At 70.3% G+C, this 23,415-nt stretch carries 22 protein-coding genes; 17 read left to right on the plus strand and 5 right to left on the minus strand.

Translation table 11 applies throughout. The features are described from left to right. Positions 1-25: 25 nt before the first annotated feature. The 3 genes from F9C12_RS02645 to F9C12_RS02655 all read left to right on the plus strand — a co-directional run bounded on the left by F9C12_RS02645 (position 26) and on the right by F9C12_RS02655 (position 3,996). Positions 26-2,365: a DEAD/DEAH box helicase gene (locus F9C12_RS02645; protein WP_409466954.1), complete on the plus strand. Its 2,340-nt coding sequence runs from the start codon at positions 26-28 to the stop codon at positions 2,363-2,365. Then, positions 2,362-3,009 (plus strand): SWIM zinc finger family protein, encoded by a 648-nt coding sequence (locus F9C12_RS02650; RefSeq protein WP_409464606.1) that lies wholly within the window; start codon positions 2,362-2,364, stop codon positions 3,007-3,009. The genes F9C12_RS02645 and F9C12_RS02650 overlap by 4 nt, the downstream gene beginning before the upstream one ends. Positions 3,010-3,219: 210 nt before the next feature. Continuing rightward, entirely contained in the window at positions 3,220-3,996 is a 777-nt protein-coding gene (locus F9C12_RS02655; RefSeq protein WP_409464607.1) for a PE-PPE domain-containing protein, read from the plus strand. Positions 3,997-4,058: 62 nt separating this feature from the next. Here the strand turns inward: F9C12_RS02655 and rox are convergent, their stop codons facing one another. The 4 genes from rox to F9C12_RS02675 all read right to left on the minus strand — a co-directional run bounded on the left by rox (position 4,059) and on the right by F9C12_RS02675 (position 8,563). Continuing rightward, entirely contained in the window at positions 4,059-5,486 is a 1,428-nt protein-coding gene (gene rox, locus F9C12_RS02660) for a rifampin monooxygenase (protein WP_409464608.1), read from the minus strand. 174 nt (positions 5,487-5,660) lie between these two features. Further along, a complete protein-coding gene (locus F9C12_RS02665; protein WP_409464609.1) occupies positions 5,661-6,305 on the minus strand; it encodes a class I SAM-dependent DNA methyltransferase in 645 nt (214 codons plus the stop codon). 52 nt (positions 6,306-6,357) lie between these two features. After that, positions 6,358-7,974, minus strand: coding sequence for an acyl-CoA dehydrogenase family protein (locus F9C12_RS02670; RefSeq protein ID WP_409464610.1), 1,617 nt, complete (start codon positions 7,972-7,974; stop codon positions 6,358-6,360). Next, positions 7,958-8,563: a TetR/AcrR family transcriptional regulator gene (locus F9C12_RS02675; RefSeq protein ID WP_409180382.1), complete on the minus strand. Its 606-nt coding sequence runs from the start codon at positions 8,561-8,563 to the stop codon at positions 7,958-7,960. Before F9C12_RS02675 ends, F9C12_RS02670 begins: the two co-directional genes overlap by 17 nt. Before the next feature lie 817 nt (positions 8,564-9,380). Here F9C12_RS02675 and F9C12_RS02680 point away from each other — a divergent pair. From F9C12_RS02680 to F9C12_RS02730, 11 genes are all read left to right on the plus strand, one after another. Continuing rightward, positions 9,381-10,808: an FAD-binding oxidoreductase gene (locus tag F9C12_RS02680; RefSeq protein ID WP_409464611.1), complete on the plus strand. Its 1,428-nt coding sequence runs from the start codon at positions 9,381-9,383 to the stop codon at positions 10,806-10,808. Continuing rightward, positions 10,805-12,241, plus strand: coding sequence for an AMP-binding protein (locus F9C12_RS02685; protein WP_409464612.1), 1,437 nt, complete (start codon positions 10,805-10,807; stop codon positions 12,239-12,241). Before F9C12_RS02680 ends, F9C12_RS02685 begins: the two co-directional genes overlap by 4 nt. Beyond that, on the plus strand, positions 12,238-12,489 hold the full coding sequence (locus F9C12_RS02690; protein WP_409180385.1) for a phosphopantetheine-binding protein: 252 nt from the start codon (positions 12,238-12,240) through the stop codon (positions 12,487-12,489). Before F9C12_RS02685 ends, F9C12_RS02690 begins: the two co-directional genes overlap by 4 nt. Positions 12,490-12,517: 28 nt before the next feature. Next, positions 12,518-12,895: an ectoine synthase gene (locus tag F9C12_RS02695; RefSeq protein ID WP_409180386.1), complete on the plus strand. Its 378-nt coding sequence runs from the start codon at positions 12,518-12,520 to the stop codon at positions 12,893-12,895. 11 nt (positions 12,896-12,906) lie between these two features. Next, positions 12,907-14,082, plus strand: a complete 1,176-nt coding sequence (locus F9C12_RS02700) for an acyl-CoA dehydrogenase family protein (protein ID WP_409180387.1) — start codon at positions 12,907-12,909, stop codon at positions 14,080-14,082. Then, entirely contained in the window at positions 14,079-14,771 is a 693-nt protein-coding gene (locus F9C12_RS02705; RefSeq protein WP_409180388.1) for a transglutaminase-like domain-containing protein, read from the plus strand. The genes F9C12_RS02700 and F9C12_RS02705 overlap by 4 nt, the downstream gene beginning before the upstream one ends. A gap of 20 nt (positions 14,772-14,791) precedes the next feature. Continuing rightward, positions 14,792-16,162: a TrpB-like pyridoxal phosphate-dependent enzyme gene (locus F9C12_RS02710; RefSeq protein ID WP_409180389.1), complete on the plus strand. Its 1,371-nt coding sequence runs from the start codon at positions 14,792-14,794 to the stop codon at positions 16,160-16,162. Next, on the plus strand, positions 16,159-17,127 hold the full coding sequence (locus F9C12_RS02715; protein WP_409180390.1) for an EamA family transporter: 969 nt from the start codon (positions 16,159-16,161) through the stop codon (positions 17,125-17,127). The genes F9C12_RS02710 and F9C12_RS02715 overlap by 4 nt, the downstream gene beginning before the upstream one ends. Further along, positions 17,124-18,356, plus strand: coding sequence for an ATP-grasp domain-containing protein (locus tag F9C12_RS02720; protein WP_409180391.1), 1,233 nt, complete (start codon positions 17,124-17,126; stop codon positions 18,354-18,356). The genes F9C12_RS02715 and F9C12_RS02720 overlap by 4 nt, the downstream gene beginning before the upstream one ends. Before the next feature lie 23 nt (positions 18,357-18,379). Next, on the plus strand, positions 18,380-18,880 hold the full coding sequence (locus tag F9C12_RS02725) for a hypothetical protein (RefSeq protein WP_409464613.1): 501 nt from the start codon (positions 18,380-18,382) through the stop codon (positions 18,878-18,880). A gap of 88 nt (positions 18,881-18,968) precedes the next feature. Further along, positions 18,969-19,835: an LLM class flavin-dependent oxidoreductase gene (locus F9C12_RS02730; protein ID WP_409464614.1), complete on the plus strand. Its 867-nt coding sequence runs from the start codon at positions 18,969-18,971 to the stop codon at positions 19,833-19,835. Here the strand turns inward: F9C12_RS02730 and F9C12_RS02735 are convergent. Next, positions 19,832-20,425, minus strand: a complete 594-nt coding sequence (locus tag F9C12_RS02735) for a hypothetical protein (RefSeq protein ID WP_409464615.1) — start codon at positions 20,423-20,425, stop codon at positions 19,832-19,834. The genes F9C12_RS02730 and F9C12_RS02735 overlap by 4 nt on opposite strands. Before the next feature lie 60 nt (positions 20,426-20,485). Here F9C12_RS02735 and F9C12_RS02740 point away from each other — a divergent pair, with 60 nt between their 5' ends. The 3 genes from F9C12_RS02740 (at position 20,486) to F9C12_RS02750 (ending at position 23,373) form a co-directional block, all read left to right on the plus strand. After that, entirely contained in the window at positions 20,486-21,196 is a 711-nt protein-coding gene (locus F9C12_RS02740) for an SDR family NAD(P)-dependent oxidoreductase (RefSeq protein ID WP_409464616.1), read from the plus strand. Between the two features lie 682 nt (positions 21,197-21,878). After that, complete coding sequence (locus F9C12_RS02745) at positions 21,879-22,904, plus strand: tyrosine-type recombinase/integrase (protein WP_409464617.1); 1,026 nt, start codon at positions 21,879-21,881, stop codon at positions 22,902-22,904. Between the two features lie 4 nt (positions 22,905-22,908). After that, positions 22,909-23,373 (plus strand): SRPBCC family protein, encoded by a 465-nt coding sequence (locus F9C12_RS02750; protein WP_409464618.1) that lies wholly within the window; start codon positions 22,909-22,911, stop codon positions 23,371-23,373. Positions 23,374-23,415: the final 42 nt, after the last annotated feature.

Here is a 23,415-nt window from a genome sequence, read left to right on the forward strand (position 1 = left end):
GGACGCGGCGCCGGTGCTGCGGTCGATGGCGGCTTCGCCGGATCCGTCCGCGCGGTTCTGGGCGCTGGCCGCCGAAGCCGCGGAACGGCTCGCCGCGGCCGGGTGGACCGGGCCGCTCGATCCGGACGAGGAGGCGTGGCTGCGCCGCCTCGCCGACGCGATGCCCCCGCGCGCCCACGCGACGCCGATTCCGGGCGACCCGGCGCGGTTGCCGGAGCCGTATCCGCTGCTGCTGCGGTTCCTCGGCGACGTCGCCGGCGTGGAGCCCGCGCTGCGGGTGTCGCTGCGGATCGAGTCCGCCGACCTGGCGGGCGGCCGGTTCCGCGCGGTCGTCCAGGTGCACGGCGGGACCGAGCCGCTGGTCGACGCGGAAGAGCTGTGGCGCACCGGAAGCCAGCAGGCGCGGCACGAGGTCCTGCTGGCCCTGCGGCACGGGGCGGAGGTGTGGCCCGCGCTGGCTCCGCTGCTGTCCGCGGCGGTTCCGTCGTCGGTCGCGCTGGGAGACCGCGAAATCGCCGAGCTGCTCGCCGGGGCGCTCGACGCCGCGGAACTCGCGGTGCACTGGCCCGCGGAGCTGACCGGGCTGGCCGCGCGAGCGGTCGTGCGGCCGGGCGACGCGCCGTCCGACGCGCGGTCGTTCTTCGGCGGGGACCGGGTGCTGCAGTTCGACTGGCAGCTCGCGCTCGGCGGCAGCGAACTGAGCGCGGCGGAACTCGACGCGCTCGCCGAGGCCCAGCGTCCGGTCGTGCGGTTGCGCGACCGGTGGGTGCTGCTGGACCGGAAAACCGCCGACCGCGCCCGGGATCGCACGCTCAAGCCGCTGACCGCGATCGAGGCGCTCGGCGTCGCGCTCACCGGCCGCACCGAGGTCGACGGCGAGCAGGTCGAGGTCCGCACCGACGGCTGGCTGGAGGAACTGCGCGAACGGCTGTCGGCCGATCCGGAGCCGGTGCCGCAGCCCGCCGGGCTGGCCGCGACCCTGCGCGACTACCAGCTGCGCGGCCTGCAGTGGCTCGACACCGTCACCGGCCTGGGCCTCGGCGGCTGTCTCGCCGACGACATGGGGCTCGGCAAAACCGTCACGCTCATCGCCCTGCACCTGCACCGCGCCGCCGGCCCGACCTTGGTCGTGTGCCCGGCTTCGCTGCTGGGCACGTGGGAAACGGAGATCCGCCGGTTCGCGCCCGGCGTGCCGGTGCGCCGGTTCCACGGCGCCGCGCGGTCGCTGGACGATCTCGGCGGCGGCTTCGTCCTGACCACCTACGGCACCTTGCGCACGGATCCCGCGCCGCTGGCCGGGGTGAACTGGGATCTGCTGGTCGCCGACGAGGCGCAGCACGTGAAGAACCACCGCTCCGACACGGCGAAAGCGTTGCGGCTGCTGCCTTCCGCGGCGAAGGTGGCGCTCACCGGCACGCCGGTGGAGAACACGCTCACCGAGCTGTGGGCGATCCTCGACTGGACGACGCCCGGACTGCTGGGCCCGCTCGCCGATTTCCGCAGGCGCTGGGGGAAGCCGGTCGAATCCGGGGCCGATCCGGCTGTCGCCGAGCAGCTGTCCCGGCTGCTGCGGCCGTTCCTGTTGCGCCGCCGCAAATCCGACCCGGGCATCGCGCCCGAGCTGCCCGCGAAAACCGAGACCGACCGGCCGGTGTCGCTCACCGCCGAGCAGGCCGCGCTCTACGAGGCGACCGTGCGCGAGCTGATGGCCGACATCTCCGCGAGCGACGGGATGGCCCGCCGCGGCCGCGTGGTCAAGCTGCTCACCGCGCTCAAGCAGATCTGCAACCATCCCGCGCAGTTCCTCGGCGAGCCTGAGGACAGCACGCTCGCCGGCCGGTCCGGGAAGCTGGAACTGCTCGACGAGCTGCTCGACACGATCCTCGCCGAGGACGGCGCGGTGCTCGTGTTCACCCAGTACGTGGTGATGGCGCGGCTGCTCGAACGGCACCTCGCCGCACGCGGCGTCCCGGCGCGGCTGCTGCACGGCGGCACCCCGGTCGCCCGGCGCGAGGAACTCGTCCGCGGCTTCCAGAACGGCGACGTGCCGGTGTTCCTGTTGTCGCTCAAGGCCGCGGGCACCGGCCTCACCCTCACCCGCGCCGACCACGTCGTGCACTACGACCGGTGGTGGAACCCGGCGGTCGAGGACCAGGCGACCGACCGCGCGTACCGGATCGGGCAGACCCGGCCGGTGCAGGTCCACCGGCTGGTCGCGGAAGGCACGGTCGAGGACCGGATCGCCGTGATGCTGCGGGAGAAACGCGCGCTCGCCGAAGCGGTGCTCGCCTCCGGCGAGGCGGCGCTCACCGAACTGACCGACGCCGAGCTAGCCGAGCTCGTCACCCTCCGGAGGCAGCGATGACCGACCGGGTCCGCGGATTCCCCGCGTTCCCCGCCCGCACCGGCCGCGGTCCGTTCGCCCGGACCTGGTGGGGCCGCGCGTGGCTGCAGGCGATGGAGGACACCGCGCTCGACCTGCGGCAGCTGAAGAAAGGCCGCCGCTACGCCGCGGCGGGACTGGTCGGCCCGATCACGGTCAGCCCCGGGCGCATCACCGCGACCACCGAGGACGCCGACGACGGCCCGTACCGCACCGGCGTGCACCTGGCCGAACTGTCCACAGCGGACTGGGAGCTGCTGCTCGACCGCGCGGCTGACCACTCCGGGCACCTCGCCGCGCTGCTCGACCGGCATCTGCCACCGGAGCTGGCCGAGGTCGTCCCGCTGCTGCCCGGCATCGGCGACCTCGACCCGGACTGCGACTGCCCGGGCTGGGAACTCCCGTGCCGGCACGCCGCGGCGCTGTCGTTCCAGGTCGCGTGGCTGCTCGACGCCGACCCGTTCCTGCTGCTGCTCGCCCGCGGCCGGACCGAACAGGAAATCCTCGACGAACTCGGCCGCCGCACCGCCACCCGGGTCACCACGGGAGTGCTGGCCTCGGACGCGTACGCCCGGGAGGTGCCGCCGCTGCCGGATCTCGCGGAGTTCACGCCGCGGGTCCGCTGAACCGCGCTCGCGCACAGTCACCGCGGGCCCGGCGGCGGGCGGTCACCCGATCCGGTGGACTCGAATCCGGCGGTCGCGTGGTCTGACCAGCGGGATCGGCGACCCCGGCAGTTCCTCGGCGATCATGCTTTCAGCAGGATTTCATCGATTCTCCGTAGTTTCGCGAATGCGTTCAGTAACGTGCTGACCATTCGACGCGGAGGGGATCCGATGGGGAAAAAAGCCAGGAAGGCCACGCTGATCGGCGCGGTCGTCGCCACGCTCGGCGCGGGATTCGCCAGCGCGGCGCCGGCGCATGCCGACGACGCGCACTACTACATCCTGATCGGCGGCACCTGCGACGGGAAGGCGTCGGTCTACCGTCCGGAGTGGCTGCGGGGCGGCATCGCGCGGGTCGTGGACTATCCGGCCGGAGCCGCCGGCGCGCCCAACTGCGACCAGACGCCGATGGACCAGAGCGTCGCGATCGGACACGACCGCGGCCGCCAGGTCGTCCAGGACGCCTACCGCGAGAACCCCGACGCCGAGTTCACCGTCGTCGGCTACTCCCAGGGCGCGATCGTGGCGAACCTGGTGCTGGACGACATCGCCGACGACCGGCTCGGCGTGGACAAGGCGAAGTTCAGCGCCAAACTGTTCGCCGACCCGATGCAGCCGCCCGGCCCGGCCGGGACCGGGATCAGCGCGACGCTCCCGCCGGGCGCCGGGCTGCCGTCGCCGTTCGGCGGATACGTGTCGTTCGGCGCGGGCCGCCCGGACTTCGCCGGCGTCCGGTCCATCCGCTACTGCATCCAGACCGACGGCATCTGCGATTTCGACCCGATCCAGGCGGCGGGCGGCTACCTCGCCCAGCACTGGTGCTACCAGTGGCCGCGGCCCACCGACCAGCGGTCGATCATGGGGGACACCATCGCCGACGGCGTGTACACCAACACGTCCGTGCGGCTGGGCAAACAGGACTGCTGGGGCGGCCCAGTGCACCCCTGACCGGCGTTGGGCGGTTTCCCGGCACCCCCAGCGGCCGGGAAACCGCCCAACCCGCTACGTCCTCATCGCTCGGCGCCGAACCAATGCAACAAAGTCATCTCCAGCTCCCGCTGATCTTCGCCCGTCCAGACCACGTGCCCGTCCGGTCGCAGCAGCGCGGCCGGCACGTCGAGGTCCTCGCTCACGTCCACGACGTGGTCGACCCGGTCCGCCCAGCCCCGCACCGACAGCTGCCCGTTCTGGTCCAGCAGCAGCCCGCGGCCCCGGTGCATCAGCTCGTACAGCCGTCCTCGTTTGAGCGCCAGGTCCGGCATCCGGCGTCCGAGCAACCGATGCCCGTCGCCGAAGTCGTAGCGGATGTCGAGCGCGAGGACCTTCTCCAGCAGCAGCTTGTTGACCTCGTCGAACGCCATCAGCTCGGTCAGCAGCCGCCGCATCGCGCGCCCGTCCGGGTCCGGCGACATCACCACGGCCTGCGCGCGGACGTTGTCCAGCACGGCGTCCGCGACCGGGTGCCGCTCGGCCTCGTAGGTGTCCAGCAGCCCCTCCGGGGCCCAGCCGTTGACCTCGGCGGCGAGCTTCCAGCCGAGGTTGAACGCGTCCTGGATCCCGAGGTTGAGCCCCTGCCCGCCCAGCGGCGGGTGGACGTGCGCCGCGTCGCCGGCCAGCAGCACCCGGCCGACGCGGTAGTGCTCCGCCTGGCGGGTGGCGTCGCCGAACCGCGAGAGCCAGCGAGGGGAGTGCACGCCGAAGTCCGTTCCGGCGTACTCGCGCAGCTGCTGTTTGACCTCCTCCAGCGTCGGCGTCCGCGCTTCCCGCTCCTCGACCACCCCGGCCGCGGGCACGACCACGCGGAACATCCCGTCGCGCAGCGGCCCGACGCCGAACCACAGCTGCGTTTTGCGGATTTCCATCACCAGGGCGGAGATTTCGGCGGGATCCGCGGTCGCCTCCATCTCGCCCAGCAGCACCTCGCGGCGCGCGGGCTCGCCGGGGAACGCGACGCCGAGCGCCTTGCGGACCGTGCTCCGCCCGCCGTCGCAGCCGACCAGGTAGCGCGCCCGCAGTTCGCTGCCGTCGGCCAGCGAGACACTGACCCCGTCGTCGTCCTGGCTCAGCCCGACGACCTTGCATCCGCGCCGGATCTCCGCGCCCGCCTTGACCGCGTGCTCGGCCAGCAGCCGGTCGGTGATGGGCTGCGGGAGCCCCAGCACGTACGGATGCGAGGTGTCCAGCCGCTCCGGCGCGGGCCGCGCGATCCCCGCGAAGAAACCCCCGACCGGGTGCGTCGACCCCTCGGCCAGGAACGGCTCCAGCATCCCCCGCTGGTCGAGGACTTCCATGCTGCGCGAGTGCATCCCCAGCGCGCGCACGTACTTCGGCGGTTCCTCCTCCTTTTCCAGCACGACCACGCGCACCCCGTGCAGCCGCAGCTCCGCGGCCAGCATGACGCCCGCCGGTCCGGCCCCCACCACGATCACGTCCACCATGAACTTTTCGTCCCCTGTACCGGAGCCGCGGCCGCCCGCGGTATTTCCGCAGGCAGTGGCTCCGGCGGACGATTGTGGAGCACCACCCGGGCCTTGCCGCAAGCCCCGGGGTGCGCTATATATTGAAATGGGCAGGGAGAACTCCCTGCCCATTTCTGTGCCCGGGGCCTGTCCTCAGCCCTCCTTGCGGGCCATCAGGTACGCCTGCCGCGTCGCTTCGTAGCTCGGTCCTGGCTCGCGCACCAGCCGCGCGTCCACCACGAACCCGGCATCGGTGAGCAGCTGCGCGACGAAATCCGGGTCCAGCCGGTACGCGTCGGCGGCGATGTCGTGGCCGTAGGCGTTTTCGATGCGGCGGCGCTGGTTGTCGCCCACCTGGAACGCGGTCAGCAGCCAGCCGCCGGGGCGCAGCACCCGGGCGAGTTCCTTGGCCAGCACCGGAAGCTCCTCCGGCGGCGTGTGGATCAGCGAGTACCACGCGAGCGCGCCGGCGAGCGATCCGTCGGCGAGGTCCAGCGCGGCCAGCGACCCGACTTCGAAGCGCAGGCGCGGATGCGTCCGGCGGGCGACCTCGACCATGGCGGGGGACAGGTCGACGCCGAACACGTCCAGCCCCAGCGAGGCGAGATGCCCGGTCAGCCGTCCCGGGCCGCAGCCCAGGTCGCCGACCGGCCCTTCGCCCACGAGTTCGGCGAAGGCGGTGAGCACCGCGCGGTCCCAGGTGGCGTCCTGAAGGAAGTCCTTCAGCAGCTCGGCGTAATTCTCGGCGACGGTGTCGTACGCGGTCCGCGTCTCGGTTACGTAAACAGGTTCGGTCACGGGCAGAGACAGTAGCCCGCGCCGCCGCGCGTTGTCCGGAGAAACGCGCGGACTAGACGCGGGCGCGGGCGATGATCGCGGAAGTGTCGGTTCCAGCGGGCAAAGTGCCGAAAGCCAGGCCCCAGTCGCCGCCGAACCGCGTGCCGCAGAACGCGTCCGCCACCGCGCGCGGGGCGTGCCGCACGAGCAGCGAACCCTGCAGCACCAACGCCATCGACTCGACGACCCGCCGCGCCCTGAACTCCAGATCGTCCACATCGGACAGATCCTTCTTGAGCCGGTCCACCGCGTCGTCCAGCCGTGCGTCGCCGCCCGCGGCGAGTTCGACCTCGGCGAAGAACGCCGCCACCGACTCCGGCTGCCGCCCCATCGCGCGCAGCGCGTCGAGCGCGGCGACGTTGCCCGAGCCCTCCCAGATCGACATCAGCGGCGCTTCCCGGTACAGCCGCGGCATGCCCGATTCCTCGACGTACCCGTTGCCGCCGAAGCATTCCAGCGCCTCGGCGGCGTGCATCGGCGCGCGCTTGCACACCCAGTACTTGGTCACCGCGAGCCCGAGGCGGCGGAACGCCTGCTCCTGCTCGTCGCCGGGCCGGTCGCCCGCGGCCGCGAGCCGCATCGACGCCGCCACCGCCGCCTCCGCCTCGAGCACCAGGTCCGCCAGCACGTTCGCCATCAGCGGCTGGTCCACGAGCGCCTTGCCGAACGCGTGCCGGTGGGTCGCGTGGTGCACCGCGCGGACCGCGCCCAGCCGCATGCCCGAGGCGCTGCCGAGCGCGCAGTCGAGGCGGGTGTTGTTGACCATCTCGATGATCGTGCGGACCCCGCGGCCCTCCTCGCCGACGAGCCAGCCCACCGCGTCGTCGTACTCGATTTCCGACGACGCGTTCGACCGGTTGCCGAGCTTGTCCTTCAAGCGCTGCAACCGGATCGGGTTCCGGCTGCCGTCCGGGAGCACGCGGGGGAGCAGGAAGCAGGACAGCCCGCCGGGGGCCTGGGCGAGCGTGAGGAACACGTCCGACATCGGCGCGCTGGTGAACCACTTGTGCCCGACGAGCCGGTAGCTGCCGTCGCCCGCGGGCCGGGCCGCGGTGGTGTTGGCGCGGACGTCCGAACCGCCCTGCTTCTCGGTCATCGACATGCCCGCGATCAGCCCGCGTTTCGTGCCCGGCACGCGGAGCCCGAAGTCGTATTCGGTCGAGGCCAGCAGCGGTTCGTACTCCGCGGCCAGCTCCGGGTTCGCCCGCAGCGCCGGAACCGCCGCGTACGTCATGGAAATCGGGCAGGTGTGCCCCGCCTCGGATTGGCTCCAGACATAGAACTTCGCCGCTCGCGCCGCGTGCGCGCCCGGCCGCTCGTCCCGCCACGGCGCGGCCTGCAGCCCGTGCGACACCGCGACGTTCATCAGGTCGTGCCAGTGCGGGTGGAACTCGACCTCGTCGATCCGGTGCCCGTACCGGTCGTGCGTGCGCAGCACCGGCTCGTTCTCGTTGACCAGCCGGCTCCACTCCTGCACCTGCCCGCTGCCGGCCAGCCGCCCCAGCTCGTGCAGCTCGTCGACGACCCACGCCGCCTCGGTGCGGCCGACCGCCTCGGCCAGCGCCGGATCGGCCGCGGTGTCGTGCTCCAGCGGCGGGACCTGATTGACGACCTCATGGGTTGCGGGCATCCGAACCTCCCAGTGACCGCACGACGAACGTGCTCAACTCGCTGACCTCCGCCGACCCGCCGCTGGTCAGCGGGCCGATCAAGACTTCCGCGGCGGCGCCGACGAGCGCCGCCGCGCTGACCGCCGCGTCCTGCGCGGGCAACGCCCCGGTCCGCACGCCTTCGCCGACGTGCTCGGCCACGACGTCGCGGAACACCCGCCGGAACTCGAGCCGCTCGGCGTCGATCACCGCGTCCACGGGCTCGGCCAGCAGGGCATACGCCAGCCGCGGGGCCTTCAGCGCGCGCATCGCGAAGGTCTCGAACACCGCCACGACCCGCGCCACCGGATCGGCCGGGCCGGCCGCGGCCGAGCGCACCGCCTCGACCTCGCGCGAGACGACCTGCCGGAAGACGCGCACGACGAGATCGGCCTTGGTGGGGAAGTGCCGGTACACCGTGCCGACCGCGACGCCCGCCCGCTCGGCGACGGCGGCCACCGAACAGCCGGCGTACCCGTGCTCGGCCAGCTGCCGCACGGTGGCGTCCAGGATCGTCTCCCGGAGCGCGTCGAGCCGCTCCTGGACTTTGGGCGTTCTGCGGTAGGCCACGGGAAGAAGTGAACCACCGATTCACAACTTGCGTCAACGGGACCGGCCTGCCGCGCGCAGCCGGCTCGCCGCCCGCCCTCTTTTGCATGCGCATTAATTGTATAGCCATAAAAGTGTTTCCGGCGGCGATTCCTCGATAACGCATCGCAGCGAATAGGAATCCCCGGGTAACCGGTCTTTGGCCGGAGTGCGGCGGTGCGGGCCCGCTCCCGCTGACGCGCGAGCTGCGGAGCCGGCCCCCGGGAGCCGGATCGACGACGAGTTCGGCAGCTCCGGCCGCCCGCCGGTCCGATCCCGTTGGCCGGACGCCGCATCTCCGCCGATCTGCGCGGCCGGCCGGAAAAAGACGATCAGACTCTCGGCGTCGGCCTTCTGCCCGCGCCGTTCCGGCCAACGGGGGCAGCCGCGGTGAGCCCGTTGGCGGAACAGTTCTGCGCCATAATAGCGTTTTCGCAGATAGGGGGCGCGCCCGCGGCGGAACTCGCCCGCGGAACACACTCGGGGAACAATGGGAAATTGCGCCCTGGAATTTGGGGAATTTGGGTCCGGTCGCTTGCCTCCGGCCGTTCCTCGACGCTACTGTCAACTACCGGGAGGCGCTGCCGACAGGGGTGCGCTCAGAGGGGCTGGGGGGCTTCAACGGTGTGTGCGCCGTGATAATCACCGGGACGTGACGCGGCGCCCGTCCGCGAATCCTTGCTTTGCGGTGGTGTGCGAACAACTGTCCGCCGTGTCCTGGCGGCCGGTGTTCGAGCTATTTCTTCCGGTATCTGACCGCGGCCGCCCGGCGGCCGCAGAAAGAACGTGGGGAACTTCGGTGAACTCGTCGACCGTCGATCATTCGTTGCGCGATCTTTCCGATCTTAAAGAGCTGCGCGAGGCTTTTCAAGGAGAACTTCTTTCGCCCGGGGACGGCGCGTTCGACAAAGCCCGCCGGATCTGGAACGGAATGATCGACCGGAGGCCGGCGGTGATCGCGCGGTGCCGTTCCGCCTCCGACGTCAGCGCGGCCGTGCGCTATGCGCGCGGCGCCGGGCTTCCGCTGTCCGTGCGGTGCGGCGGGCACAATGTCGCGGGCACCTCCGTGGTCGAGGGCGGGGTGCTGATCGACCTGTCCCCGATGCGGCGGGTGCGGGTCGACGCCGGGAGCAGGATCGCCGAGGCGGACGGCGGCTGCCTGCTGCGCGACGTCGACCTCGCCACCGCCGAACACGGCCTGGCCTGCCCCGCGGGGGTGTTCTCCTACACCGGCCTCAGCGGGCTCGCGCTGGGCGGCGGGTACGGCTGGCGGGCGCGCAAATGGGGCCTGACCTGCGACCACATCGTCTCGGCCGAGGTGGTGCTCGCCGATGGCTCGGTGGTCGAGGCATCGGCGGACCGGCACCAGGACCTGCTGTGGGCCCTGCGCGGCGGCGGCGGGAACTTCGGCATCGTCACGAAGTTCCGGCTGCGCCTGCGCCCGGTCGGGGGTTTCCTCGTGCGGACGGGCCTGTACGCGGGCGACGACGCCGCCGCGGCGCTGCGCGTTTACCGCGCATTCACCGAAACGCTTTCCGACGACTTCCACTTGCTCGGCGGGCTGCGCCACGCGAAACCCGCCGACCCGGTCCCGGACGGGCTGCGCGGCCGTCCGGTGCTGGAGTTCCTCTCCGTTTGCTCGGCCGACGAGGAAAAGAGCCGGGACGAAGCGGACGCGCTCTTCGCCGCGCTGCCGCAGGCCCCGGTCACCGAGAAGGCGATGACGTACCTGGAACTGCAGACGATGGGCGACGAAGGCGCGCCGGACGGACGCCGGTACTACACCAAATCGGGATATGTCTCCGAATTGAGCGACGAGGCCGTCGACCGATTGGTCGCCGCGGCCGGAGCCAATCCGTCGGGCACCGGATCGATCGACATCGAATTCCTGCTCGGCGCGATCGCGCGCGGCAGCACGGACGATTCCGCCTTTCCGCAGCGCCAGGCCCCGTTCATGGTGAGCGCATACGGATCCTGGGACGATCCGGAACTCGACGGGCCGGGAATCGCGTGGGCCCGGCAGACCGTGGCCGATTTGCGGGAATGGGAATGCCCGGGCGGCTACGTGAACTACATTTCCCTCGAGGACAATCCGGCGGGCGCGGTCGAAACGTACGGCGCGGACATTTACGCCCGGCTGGTCCGGGTCAAACAGCAGTACGACCCGGAAAATCTTTTTCGCGGCACGCGCGCGGTCGCTCCGGCGGGCAACGGGAACGCGACGTGACCGGGTTGACCGAGGACGTGCTGGCGCTCGCGGAAACGCAGCCGCGGGCCGGGGCGTTGCGGTGGCGCGGCGCCGACGTCAGCTACGCCGAACTCGCCGGCCTCGTCCGGCAGGCGCAAGCCGAACTCGCGGCCCAGCCCGGCGAAGGCCCGGTCGCGGTCGTGGCCCCGAAATCGCCCGAGACGGTCGCGTTCGTGCTCGCCTGCGTGCTGGCCCGCCGCGCCGTGCTGCTGCCCTCGCCGGACCTCGGCCGGACAGCGCTGGCCGAACTGGTCGAGCGGGCAGGCTGCGAGCACGTGGCCGAAGGCGGCGCGTCCGGGATCGAGCTGCGCGCGACGGAAACGCCCGCCGGCCCGAGCGGCGACGTCCGGTTCCTCCTCACGACCTCCGGGTCCACCGGAACGCCGAAGATCGTGCCGCTCGCCGAGGAGCCCACCGACCGGTTCATGCACTGGGCCGTCGAGCAGTTCGGGCTCGGCCCGGGCGTGGACGTGCTGAACTACGCGCCGCTGAACTTCGACCTGTGCCTGCTCGACGTCTGGGCGACCCTGCGGGCGGGCGGCCGGGCCACGCTGGTCGAGGCCGACCACGCGGTGAACCCGCGCCACCTGGTCGAACTGCTGCACGCCGAACCGCACGTGGTGCAGGCCGTGCCGATGTTCTTCCGGATCGTCGCCGACGCCGTGCGCTCGTCCGGCACCCAGTTCCCGAGCGTGCGGCACGTCGTGCTGACCGGGGACCACACCCCGCGCCCGCTGCGCGCCGAACTGCCGAAAATGTTCCCGAGCGCGCGGTTCCACAACGTCTACGGCTGCACGGAAACCAACGACAGCTTCCTCCACTCGTTCGACGGACACGAGGCCGACGCGCACGAAGTGCTGCCGCTGGGCAGGCCGCTGCCGGGAGTCCGGGCGAGGATCGTCGCCGACGACGGTACCGAGCTGACCGGCGCGGGCACCGGCGAACTGTGGGTGTCCACGCCGTTCCAGACCCGCGGCTACCTGGGGGAGGACAACGCGCGCTTCGTCACCGGGCCCGACGGCGTGCCGTACTTCCGGTCCGGCGACCTGGTCTCGCGCACCGAGGACGGCGTCCTGACGCTCGCCGGCCGCACCGATTTCCAGGTCAAGGTGCGCGGCGTGCGCGTCGGCCTCGAAGACGTCGAGCGCGTGATCGCCGAGCACCCGGAAACCGCCGAGGTCGGCGTCGTGGCGCTGCCGGATCCCCAAGCGGGGCAACGGCTGCACGCGGTCGTCCGGCGCCGCTCCGCACGCCTCACCGGACTGGGACTGCGGCAGCACTGCGCGCAGCGGCTCGTCCGGGCGGCGATCCCGTCGGTCATCCAGATCGTCGACACCGCGCTGCCGCTCACCTCGACCGGCAAGGTCGACCGGAAGCGGATCAGAAAAGAACTGCTGGCAGGGGAGTCATGACCACCACCGAAGCCGTCAAAGCGCACATCCTCGCGAAGTATCTGCCGGACACGCCGAGCGAAGAGCTGGAGACCTCCTACGACCTGCTCGACAACGGCGTCGTCGACAGCCTGGGCCTGCTCGCCCTCATCTCGTGGGTCGAGCAGCACTTCCAGATCCCGCTCGACGAGGTCGAGATCTCGCCGGACAACTTCCGGTCGGTCGACGCGATCCGCGAGTTCGTCGAGAGCACCGCCACCCGCAAGTAAACCCACCTCACCTCCTTGGGGGACCAGCATGATCGTCCGGAGAAAAGACGAGGTCAAGGTCGTCGAATGGGGCAACGGGACCAGCCACCGGTTTCTGCTCGAAACCGACGGCATGGGCTTCACCCTGTGCCACACGCTCGTGCGAGCGGGCACGAAGTCGCTGCTGCAGTACCGCAGGCACCTGGAGGCGTGCTACTGCATCGCCGGCCGCGGCTCGGTGATGACCAGCGACGGCGCCGTCACGCACGAGATCACGCCCGGCGTGATGTACGCGCTGGACGAGCACGACCCGCACTTCCTGATGGCCGCGCCGGACAGCGACCTCGTGCTGATCAGCGTCTTCAACCCGCCGCTGCACGGCGACGAACGCCACCAGCTCGACACCGACGAATTCTCCGAGTACTGAGGACCGACCCCGTGCCGAAGGCGAACGACCACCAGCGCGAGCTGCGGGAGGCGATCCGCGCGATCGGCCCCGCGCTCGGCGCCGGGCACGTCGAACGAGACCGCACCGGCTCCTTCTCCGAAACCGGATGGAAGCAGCTCGCCGAGACCGGGCTGTTCGGCCTTCCCTTCGCCGAGGAGTACGGCGGGCTCGGCCAGGACCTCGTCACCACGATGCACGTCCTGGAGGCGCTCGGCGAGAGCTGCCGCGACGGCGGGCTCAACTTCTCCGCGTCGACGCAGATCGTGAGCGTGGGCGTCGCGCTCAACCGGTTCGGCCGCGCGGCGCTGAAATCCCGGCACCTGCCGGGGATCTGCGCGGGCACCGCGATCGGCGCGCACGCCATCACCGAGCCCGAGGGCGGCTCGGACATCATGCGCATGCGCACGACCGCGGCGGCCGACGGCGACGGCTTCGTGCTCAACGGAGCCAAGGCGTTCGTCAGCAACGGCCCGATCGCCGACCTGATCGTGGTCTACGCCCGCACCGGCAAGCCGGAGAACCCGGCGGGCCTCACCGCGTTCCTGGTCGAACGCGGCACGCCGGGACTCTCCGCGGGCAAGCCGATCCAGAAGATGGGCCTGCGGACGTCGCCGCTGTGCGAGCTGTTCCTCGACGACGTCCGCGTCCCGAAGAGCAACGTCGTCGGCTCGGTCGGGGCCGGGTTCCTGGTGCTCGACCACGTGATGAAGTGGGAGATCCTGTGCTCCTTCGTCATCAACGCCGGCGAGATGCGCCACCGGCTGGAGCGGTGCGTCGACTACGCCCGCACCCGCACCCAGTTCGGCGCGCACATCGGCTCCTACCAGTCGATCGCGAACCGGATCGTCGAGATGAAGATCGACGTCGAGACCTCGCGCAAATGGCTCTTCGACACCGCCGAGAAGCTCGCCGCGAACGAGGACGTCGCCACCGACCTCGCCATCGCCAAGCTCGTGAGCAGCGAAGCCAACGTGCGCTCGGCGCTCTCGGCGATCCAGATCTTCGGCGGATACGGCTACACCGCCGAATACGGCCTGGAGAAGGAACTGCGCAACGCCGTCGGCGGAACCATCTACTCGGGCACCACGGAGGTCCAGAAACAGCGGATCTCCACCCTCCTCGGCCTCCACCGCGCCACCTCAGCGAAAGGGCGTGACCAGCAATGAATCCCGAGCCGGACCGGCTCACCCGTCCCACCGAATTCCTCGACTACGAATCGCCGACCGTGCGGACGTTCGTCGAGAACGCACTGTCGGGCAAGGACGCGAAGACCGACACGGACAAAGCGATCGCGCTCTACTACGCGGTGCGCGACGGCATCCGCTACGAGGTGTACGGCGCCGACCTCTCGCGGTCGGGCCTGAAAGCGAGTTCGGTCATCGAAGCCGGATTCGGCTTCTGCGTCCACAAATCCATCGTGTACGCCGCCGCCGTGCGCTCCGTCGGCATCCCCAGCCGGATCGTCTACGGCGACGTGCGCAACCACCTCGCGTCCGAACGGCTGCGCCAGCTCGTCGGCGGCGACGTCTTCCGCTACCACAGCCTCGCCTCCGTGCACCTGGACGGAAAGTGGGTGAAGGCCACCCCGGTCTTCAACAAACTGCTGTGCCGGCTGTACAAAATCGCGCCGCTCGAGTTCGACGGCCGCTCGGACAGCCTGTACCACCCCTACGACGAACTCGGCCGCAGGCACATGGAATTCCTGCGGATGCACGGCGACTTCGACGACGTGCCCTACGACCAGGTCGTCGACGGCATCCGGCAGGCGCATCCGCTGCTCTTCGCCAGCTCCGGCAAGAAAACCACCGCGGGCTCCCTCGCGGACGAAGCCGCTCCGATCCCGACCGCACACTGAACCCAGAGCACGTAAGGACGATGGTGGAGAAGATCAAGTTCCAGCTCGCCGAGAAGGACATCCCGACCACCTGGTACAACATCGCCGCCGACCTGCCGGGAACCGACCAGCCCGCCGCGCTCAACCCGGCGACCGGACAGCCGCTCTCACGCGACGAACTGCTGCAGGTGATGCCCGAGCAGCTGGCCGACCAGGAGACCAGCACCGAGCGCGAATTCGAGATCCCCGGGCCGGTCCGCCAGCTCCTCGCGCAGTGGCGGCCCTCGCCGCTGTTCCGCGCCCGCCGGCTGGAGCGCGCGCTCGACACCCCGGCGCGCATCTACTACAAGTACGAAGGCGTCGCCCCGACCGGCAGCCACAAGCCGAACACCGGCATCCCGCAGGCGTACTACAACAAGCTCGCCGGCAAGACCGGCCTCGTCACCGAGACCGGCGCGGGCCAGTGGGGGAGCGCGGCCGCGCTCAGCTCGTCGATGTTCGGCATGACCGCCAAGGTCTTCATGGTCAAGGTGAGCTTCGAGCAGAAGCCCTACCGCCGCGCGCTGATGGAGTCCTTCGGCGCGGTCTGCATCCCCAGCCCCAGCGTCGAAACCGCCGCCGGACGCGCGATCCTCGCCGAAGACCCCGACTCGCCGGGCAGCCTCGGCATCGCGACCTCGGAAGCACTGGAGGTCGCGAGCCAGGACCCGACGCTCGGCTACACCCTCGGCAGCGCGGCCAACCACGTCCTGGCGCACCAGACCGTGATCGGCCAGGAAGCGCTGCTGCAGATGGACCTGGCCGACGACTACCCCGACATCGTCATCGGCTGCTCCGGCGGCGGCAGCAACCTGGCCGGACTGTCGTTCCCGTTCCTCGGCAAACAGCTGCGCGGCGGCCCCCAGGTCCGCGTCGTCGCCGTCGAACCCGCCGCCTGCCCGACGCTCACCAAGGGCAGCATCGCCTACGACTACAGCGACACCGGCCAGCTCGGCCCGCTCTTCCGGATGCACACCCTCGGCCACAAATTCGTGCCGCCCGCCGTGCACGCGGGCGGCCTGCGCGCCCACGGCATCGGCCCGCTGATCAGCCGCGCCATCGAGGAGAAGCTGATCGACCCGATCGCGGTCGGCCAGCTCGGCTGCTTCGAAGCCGGCGTGCAATTCGCCCGCACCGAAGGCATCCTGCCCGCGCCGGAGTCGACCCACGCGATCCGCGCGGCCATCGACGAAGCGACGCGCTGCAAGGAAGAGGGACAGTCGCGGGCGATTCTCTTCGGCTTGTCCGGTCATGGACACTTTGACCTGACCGCATACGACAAATACTTCGCGGGCCAGCTCGAAGACGAGATCGTCGACGACGAGGCTCTGAACCGGGCTGCCGCGAGCATCCCCGAGGTGACTCTTCTGTGACCGAAACTCCCAGGACGCGGCTGGCTCAGGGGCTCCTGCCCCTGACCGGCTTCGCGTTCCTCACCGCCGCGCTCGACGTCTTCGCGGGAAACCAGCTCCAGGCACACGACCCGGCGACGGTCGCGGCCATCTCGTTCACGCTCGCCGCCGTGTTCTTCCTCGGCGGCGACATGATCAGACGCGGCCCCGCCGCGGCACTGCGGCCGCTGCGGGACAACCGCTCCGACGTGATCATGATCAACGTGACGACCGCCGTGACCTGGCTGTCGATGCTCTACGCGCTGAAGTTCCTCGAACCGGCGATCGTGAACGTGGTGGGGCTCGCGCTCGGCCCGCTGCTGACCGTGCTGGTCAGCCCCGTGCTCCGGCCTGGGACGAAGGTGCTGCGCACCGAGGTCGTCATCTCGCTGTTCATCGGCGTGATGATCGCGATGCTGGTCTGGGGATCGTTCACCGGGCGCAGCGCACTGGGCGAACGGTCCACTGTGGACACCGCGATCGGCATCGCGCTCACCCTGCTCACCGGACTCGGCTCGGTGACGAACGTGATCTACTCCAAACGGCTCAGCGAAGCGGACCTGAAGCCGCAATCGGTGCTGGCGGTGCGGTTCTTCCTGATGCTGGCCGTGACCTGGACGCTCGTCGCGGTCAACGACCACCCGGGCGTCGGGACGGCGTTCCTGCCGTCCCTGATGATCGCGGTCGTCGGCGTCGCGGTGCCGCTGTACCTGCTGCAGGTCGGCATCAAGCACACCGAGCCGATCACCGCGTCGATCCTGCTCACGCTCTCGCCGCTGTTCGCGTTCTTCCTGCAATTGCCGGACCAGCGGCTCACCCCGTCCGCGATCACCTTCGCGGGCGTGGTCGGCATCGTCGCGCTCGTCGCGATCAGCACGGTGGCCCGGACCAAACACGACGCGAAAACCGCGGCACAGACCTCGGAGGAAGCGGGGGCCAGCTCATGAAATGCGCCATCGTCGACGCGTACGGCATCGGCCGCTACCTGCCCGCCGCGCTGCGCCGCCACGGCGTGGAACCCGTGCACGTCCGCTCGGAGTTCCCCGACGTGCACCTGAGCTACCGGCCGGAGGACTTCGAGATCGACCTCCAGCACGACGGCGACCTCACGGCCACCGCGGCGAAACTGCGCGAACTCGGCGTCGGATTCGTGGTCGCCGCCATGGAATCGGGCGTCCTGCTGGCGGACGCGCTGTCCGCCGAACTCGGCACCCCGGGCAACGGCATGACCACCCCGGCCGCGCGACGGAACAAGCACCTCATGGTGCAAGCCGTCCAACGCGCGGGCCTCGCCGTCGCGGACAGCTTCGCCTCGCCCTCCGCGGACGAGGTCGTGGCGTGGGCCCAGACCCGCGGCGAATGGCCGGTCGTGCTCAAACCCACCACCAGCGCGGGCATGGACAACGTGCACTTCTGCCACACCGCCGACGACATCCGCGCCGGCCACGCCAGCATCATGGCGGCCAGCACCCGCTACGGCCAGAAAAACGACACCGCGCTCGCACAGGGCTACCTCGACGGCGACGAATACTTCGTCAACACCGTCAGCCGCGAAGGCAAACACCACATCGTCGAAATCTGGCGCTACCGCAAGCACCAGATCGACGCGACCCGCTCCATGGTCAGCAACGAACACCCGGTGGCGTACGACGACCCCGACGCCAAACAGGTCGGCGAATACGCGCTCGGCGTCCTGGACGCCCTCGAAATCCGCAACGGCGCCGCGCACACCGAGATCATGCAGACCGCGAACGGACCGGTCCTGGTCGAAAGCGGAGCCCGGCTCGGCGGCGCGCACCTGCCCGACATCGTGACCCGGTCGATCGGCACGAACCAGGTCGACCTGCTGGCCAAGACCATCGCCGCACCCGAGGAGGTCATCGAAGGCAAGCTGCCGACCTACCAGCTGCTCAACCACGTCCGGTTCATGAACCTGATCGTCCCCCTGGACGGCGTCGTCCCGGACGACGCGGGCTGGAACCCGGTCCGCGCACTCGAATCGTTCCTCGAGCTGATCGTCACCCAGCCGGCAGGCAAGCGCATCGAACGCACCGTCGACCTGGCCACCTCGCCCGGAAACCTCTACCTCACCAACGCCGACCCCGACCGGCTCGACGCCGACTACCAGCGGGTCCGCGAGCTCGAACGCACCACCCTCTACCGCCCGCACCAGTGAACCCATCACCGACAGGGGAGCAGATGACCCAGGCAATCACCCGGCTGGCCGAAATCAGCGCGGACTACCAGCACGTCGAGAAGTCCATCGTGCCCGCCGACGACCTCAGCCTGCCCGGCGCCCATCTCAAGTGGTACGACATCTACCTCGCCGGCCGCGACACCCCGGCCGAGATCCGCGACCAGGCCCGCGAATTCCTGCGCGCCGAAGTCGAAGCGGGCCAGCTCGAATTCCGCGACGAGCTGGGCTACGCCATGCTCCACCTCGACGGCGAAGGCTACTTCCTGCTCGTGGTCGTCTGGCGCAACACCAACGAAATGTGGCAAACGCTCTACGGCCGCGACGAGAACGGCTTCCACCCGTACCCGCCCAAGGAAGGCGCGCTCAAGCCGACCCAGAACATCTTCGAACTCGACTGCACCGCCCACGAACGCCGGGCCTGGTCGCGCTACCTGACCTCCGCCCGCGACGAGGCCGCCAAGCGCGCCTACATCGACGACAAGTGCACCGGCATCCTGGTCTGAACCAACGCCGTGCCCGCACCGCCCGGTGCGGGCACGGCTCCCGTTATTCGCTTGCCGCACCAGCTCTCCCGCCGGGACCATGCCTGACATGCGCTTCTCGATCAACATCCCGAACTTCGGCGACTTCGCCGACGCGCGGACGGTGGCGAAAGTAGCGGCAGCGGCCGAACAAGAAGGCTGGGACGCGCTGTTCCTCTGGGACCACGTGGTCCACGACAAAGACATCCGCCGGAACCAGCCCTTCGGCGACCCCTGGATCCTGCTCACCGCGGCCGCGCTCGCGACCACCAAGCTCAAAATCGGCACGCTCGTCACCGCGGTGCCCCGCCGCCGCCCCGAGCACCTGGCCCGGCAAGTCGCCACCCTCGACGCCCTCAGCGGCGGACGAGTCGTCTTCGGCGCCGGCCTCGGCGGACCGATCCAGGACGAATTCGGCAGCTTCGGCGAACCCACCGACCCGGTCGTCCTCGCCGAACACCTCGACGAAAGCCTCGGCCTCCTCGACCGCTACTGGTCCGGAAACCCCGTCGACCACGACGGCAAGCACTACCGGGTCCGCGACGTCACCCTCCGGCCCGCCACCGTCCAGCAGCCGCGCCCGCCGGTCTGGCTCGCCGCCGTCTGGCCCAACCGCCGCCCGGTCCGCCGCGCCGCGCGCTGGGACGGCGTCGCCCCGCTGTTCAAAAACGCCACCCACGGCGTCGCCCCGGCCGCCGAAGACGTCCGCGACCTCGTGTCCTACGCCCGGAAACACGGCGCGGGGGAGAAGTTCGAATTCGTCGTCGGCGGAGCCAGCCCCGGCGAACCGGCCCGAGCCCGCGACCTGATCGCCCCGCTCGCCGAAGCCGGCGCGACCTGGTGGGACGAACGGCAGCTGATCACCACCAGCGACCTCGACCGGCTCGAACCCACCCTGCGCCGCATCAGCCAGGGACCGCCCAGGGGAGTGGACTAGACCTCCACCACCAGCACCCGGCTCACCCGCTCCGCCAACGGCCGCACCGACTCCGGCGACACCTCGCCGCCCAACCCGGCCGCCGGAAGGAACCGAACCGTCGTCCCGGTAGTGCCGTCCGACGGCACCGCGACCAGCTCGCCGACCGGAACGCCGTGCCGGTACCGCTGCGTCCACGCGCCCTCGGCCCGGCGGTTCGTGTGCACCAGCCATTCGCTCAACGCCGCGACCACCGACATCCCGTACCGCGGATGCCCGTCGGGGAGGGGAGTGGCGGGCGGAGAATCGAAGTACCGGAGGTCCTTGGTCGCCATGACCGGCTTCCGCACCGGCCGCCCGTCGGCACCGACCGCCATTTGCGTCCCGCGGCCGTCGTCCGCGACGGAAACCGAACCGTCCAGGTGAAATTCGACGACCGCACGGCCGGAACCCTGATGCTGGGCCTCGTCGGCGGCGTAGGCGAGCACCTCGAGAATCAGGTGGCACCTCCCGGTCGGCGCGTACCGATCCGGATGCTCCCGGATCAACCGCAGATGCTCCGGATCGTGATCCCGGGACCAGTCGTGCGTCGTCGGCTCAGGCAGCGGCATCCATCCATCCTGCCACCGATCCTTGACCTGGTCCGCGCTCCAGCACCTACGTTCGCCGCCATGACCAGAACGCTCATTACCGGTGCCACCAAAGGACTCGGCTACGAAACTGCCCGCCGTTTGGTCGCTGCCGGGCACACTGTCTACCTCGGAGCCCGCGACGCCGCCCGAGGACAACGAGCGGCGGAGGAACTCGGCGCGCGGACCGTTCTGCTCGACGTCACCGACGAAGCGTCGGTCCGCGCCGCGGCGAAAACCGTCGAGGCCGAAGGGGGACTGGACGTCCTCGTGAACAACGCGGGCATCGCCGTCGAACTGAAGAGCGACGGGGAACCGGCCGGTGCGGCGGAAACCACCGCAGATCTGATGCGGGAAACGTTCGAAACCAACGTCTTCGGCGTCGTGCGGGTGCTGCACGCGTTTCTGCCGCTCCTGCAACGATCGTCCGCGCCGGTGGTGGTGAACGTCAGCAGCGCGCTGGGATCGCTGGGCAGGATGACCGACCAGGCCACGCGCCAGTACGCCTACCGCGGAGTGGCGTACCCGGCGTCGAAGGCCGCGGTGAACATGGTGACCGTGCAGTACGCGAAGGCGTACCCAGGAATCCGGATCAACGCCGTCGAACCCGGCTACACCCAGACGGACATCAACAGACGCCGCGGCGGACAGCCAGTCGAACAGGGCGTGGAGATCATCGTCCGGATGGCCCAGATCGGCACGGACGGCCCGACCGGCACCTACTCGGACATCAACGGCCCGCTGGCCTGGTAAGGGCTGCGAGAATCCTTCCGGAACACCCATATCAAGCTCCGGCTGGGCGAGCGGAGCTGAGCACGGTCCCGCCGCTTACTTGACATAATGTACATTATCGGCGTTTCGGCGACCTGCTGGTCAGCGGGTTGAGGAGAGGTTTCCCGAGGGCTTCTGACGCAGTCGCACGACTTGTCTCCGCACGCGGCGGAGTGAAGCTCGATCGCTCCGGAGCCAGCGGGCAGTTGCTTCCCGATCCGGGTCTCCGGTCAGGCCTTGAGGGCGGCTGCCTCGGAGAACAACTCGGGATCCCCGACGGGAACGGTCGTCCCAGTCGTGCTTAATTCGTCACCGTGACGAATTAAGCACGACTGGCTGGACGTTGAGGTTGGAGCACAACAACTTTCTCCACCGCGCCAAAGCCGACTCGGCCGTCCTGAAGATCCACTCGACCAGATGAACGCGGCGCAGATCCAGCCCGGCGTCAGCTCGGTTCACCACGCCGAAGCAAGCCTGAACGCGGTCTTTGCGCATCGAGCAGAGACCCGCCGGGGTTCATAGGGTGGTTCGGAAAGCGCTGTCCCCCAAGGGGATTCGACCCCTTCTCAAGCCCCGTCGAACCCCTTCCGCGGCCATGTTTCATGCATAATAGCGATTATGCATCATATATCAGACAACCGGTGGCGTCGAAATTGTCGGTGCCGTGCGGTACAAGATCACTATGCTCGTTTCCGAGGCACAGCAAGCGTTCTTCGCGGCACGGCGGCCGCGCAAGGACTCGCCGCACACCACTGCCGCCTATCGGCGCGACCTCGCCGGGATCACCGCTCTCCTGCTGGCGGAGCTGGGGCGCGACGAGGTGGACGTCGAGGAGCTGACCGCGCCGGTGCTGCGGGCCGCCTTCGGCGCGTTTGCCGACAACCACGCGAAAAGCTCGGTGTTGCGCGCGTGGTCGACGTGGAACCAGTTCCTCACCTTCTGCGTGTCGGACGGACTGCTCCCGGGCAATCCGATGGGAGCCGTCGCGCGGCCCAAGACTCCCCCGCTCACGCCGAAACCCTTGCGGGGCGAGGAAACTCCCGAGCAGCTGCTCGCCGCTGCGGCCGACGGCGCCCGGCGCGCGCGGGATCCCTGGCCGGAACGTGACGTGCTGGTACTCGCGCTCGGGCTGGTCGCGGGCTTGCGGGCAGCGGAAATGCGCGCGCTCACCCCGCGGTCGGTGGTCGGGCGGGACGGCGAACTGCGGTTGCACGTCCACGGCAAGGGCAGCCGGGACCGGTCGATTCCGGTGCAGCCCGCGATGGCGAAACTGATCCAGGACTACCAGGCTTCGTGCCGCCGGCGCTTTCCCCGGCAGCGTTTCCCGGCGAGCGAACCGCTGCTGCGGGACCGGGCGGGCAATCCGATCGGCCGCGGTGCGCTGGAGTACCTGGTGAAGTCGTGTTACCGCTGGGCGGGCCTGCACGACCGGGTGCCGACGGGCGCGAATCTCCACGCCCTGCGGCACACCTTCGCCACGCGGCTGGCGGAGGACGGTGCGACGGCGTCGGAGATCATGTCCCTGCTGGGGCACGCGAGCTTGGCGACGAGTCAGAACTACATCGAGGCGACCGGCCGGGAACAGCGCGCCGCCGCGGCGAGCAACCGGACCTATCGGGCGCTGAACGGGTTGGCGCGGGACGACTCTTCTCGAGAGGGCACTGCGCGGGAGGCCGATGTGATTGCATGAACGGGTGACTGACGAACCCGCGCGCGTCGTGCGCGCCAGCCGTGAGATCGAGGCCCCCGCGGAACGGATTTTCGAGCTGATCGCCGACCCGTCGCAGCAGCCGAGCTGGGACGGCAACGACAACCTTGGCGAGGCCCAGCCGGGTCAGCGCGTCCACGCGGTCGGCGACGCGTTCATCACCACGCTCAAGAACGGCAAGGTCCGCGAGAACCGGGTCATCGAGTTCGAAGAGGGCCGCCGGATCGCGTGGCAGCCGGCGGAACCGGGCCAGGAAGCGCCGGGGCACCTGTGGCGCTGGGAGCTGAACCCGCTCAGCGCGACGCGTACCGAGGTGACGCAGACCTACGACTGGTCCGCCCTGGATCCGGACGACGTGAGGCGGAATACCCGCGCCCGGTGGACGACGGCGGACCGGCTGGAGGCGTCGCTGGAGCTTCTGGCGAAGGCGACGGAACGTCCGCAGCCGTAAGCAGGCGTGCGGTATCCGAGCGAAAGCTCGGCCATCCGAAGC

The sequence above is a fragment of the Amycolatopsis sp. GA6-003 genome, assembly GCF_046267895.1.
GTDB lineage: Bacteria > Actinomycetota > Actinomycetes > Mycobacteriales > Pseudonocardiaceae > Amycolatopsis.

Excerpts from the sequence above, each read along its gene's own strand:
- F9C12_RS02645 (WP_409466954.1), top strand. The coding sequence starts at position 26 with ATGGCGGCTTCGCCGGATCCGTCCGCGCGGTTCTGGGCGCTGGCCGCC.
- F9C12_RS02650 (WP_409464606.1), top strand. The coding sequence starts at position 2,362 with ATGACCGACCGGGTCCGCGGATTCCCCGCGTTCCCCGCCCGCACCGGC.
- F9C12_RS02655 (WP_409464607.1), top strand. The coding sequence starts at position 3,220 with ATGGGGAAAAAAGCCAGGAAGGCCACGCTGATCGGCGCGGTCGTCGCC.
- rox (WP_409464608.1), bottom strand. The coding sequence starts at position 5,486 with ATGGTGGACGTGATCGTGGTGGGGGCCGGACCGGCGGGCGTCATGCTG.
- F9C12_RS02670 (WP_409464610.1), bottom strand. The coding sequence starts at position 7,974 with ATGCCCGCAACCCATGAGGTCGTCAATCAGGTCCCGCCGCTGGAGCAC.
- F9C12_RS02690 (WP_409180385.1), top strand. The coding sequence starts at position 12,238 with ATGACCACCACCGAAGCCGTCAAAGCGCACATCCTCGCGAAGTATCTG.
- F9C12_RS02695 (WP_409180386.1), top strand. The coding sequence starts at position 12,518 with ATGATCGTCCGGAGAAAAGACGAGGTCAAGGTCGTCGAATGGGGCAAC.
- F9C12_RS02705 (WP_409180388.1), top strand. The coding sequence starts at position 14,079 with ATGAATCCCGAGCCGGACCGGCTCACCCGTCCCACCGAATTCCTCGAC.
- F9C12_RS02710 (WP_409180389.1), top strand. The coding sequence starts at position 14,792 with ATGGTGGAGAAGATCAAGTTCCAGCTCGCCGAGAAGGACATCCCGACC.
- F9C12_RS02720 (WP_409180391.1), top strand. The coding sequence starts at position 17,124 with ATGAAATGCGCCATCGTCGACGCGTACGGCATCGGCCGCTACCTGCCC.
- F9C12_RS02725 (WP_409464613.1), top strand. The coding sequence starts at position 18,380 with ATGACCCAGGCAATCACCCGGCTGGCCGAAATCAGCGCGGACTACCAG.
- F9C12_RS02730 (WP_409464614.1), top strand. The coding sequence starts at position 18,969 with ATGCGCTTCTCGATCAACATCCCGAACTTCGGCGACTTCGCCGACGCG.
- F9C12_RS02735 (WP_409464615.1), bottom strand. The coding sequence starts at position 20,425 with ATGCCGCTGCCTGAGCCGACGACGCACGACTGGTCCCGGGATCACGAT.
- F9C12_RS02740 (WP_409464616.1), top strand. The coding sequence starts at position 20,486 with ATGACCAGAACGCTCATTACCGGTGCCACCAAAGGACTCGGCTACGAA.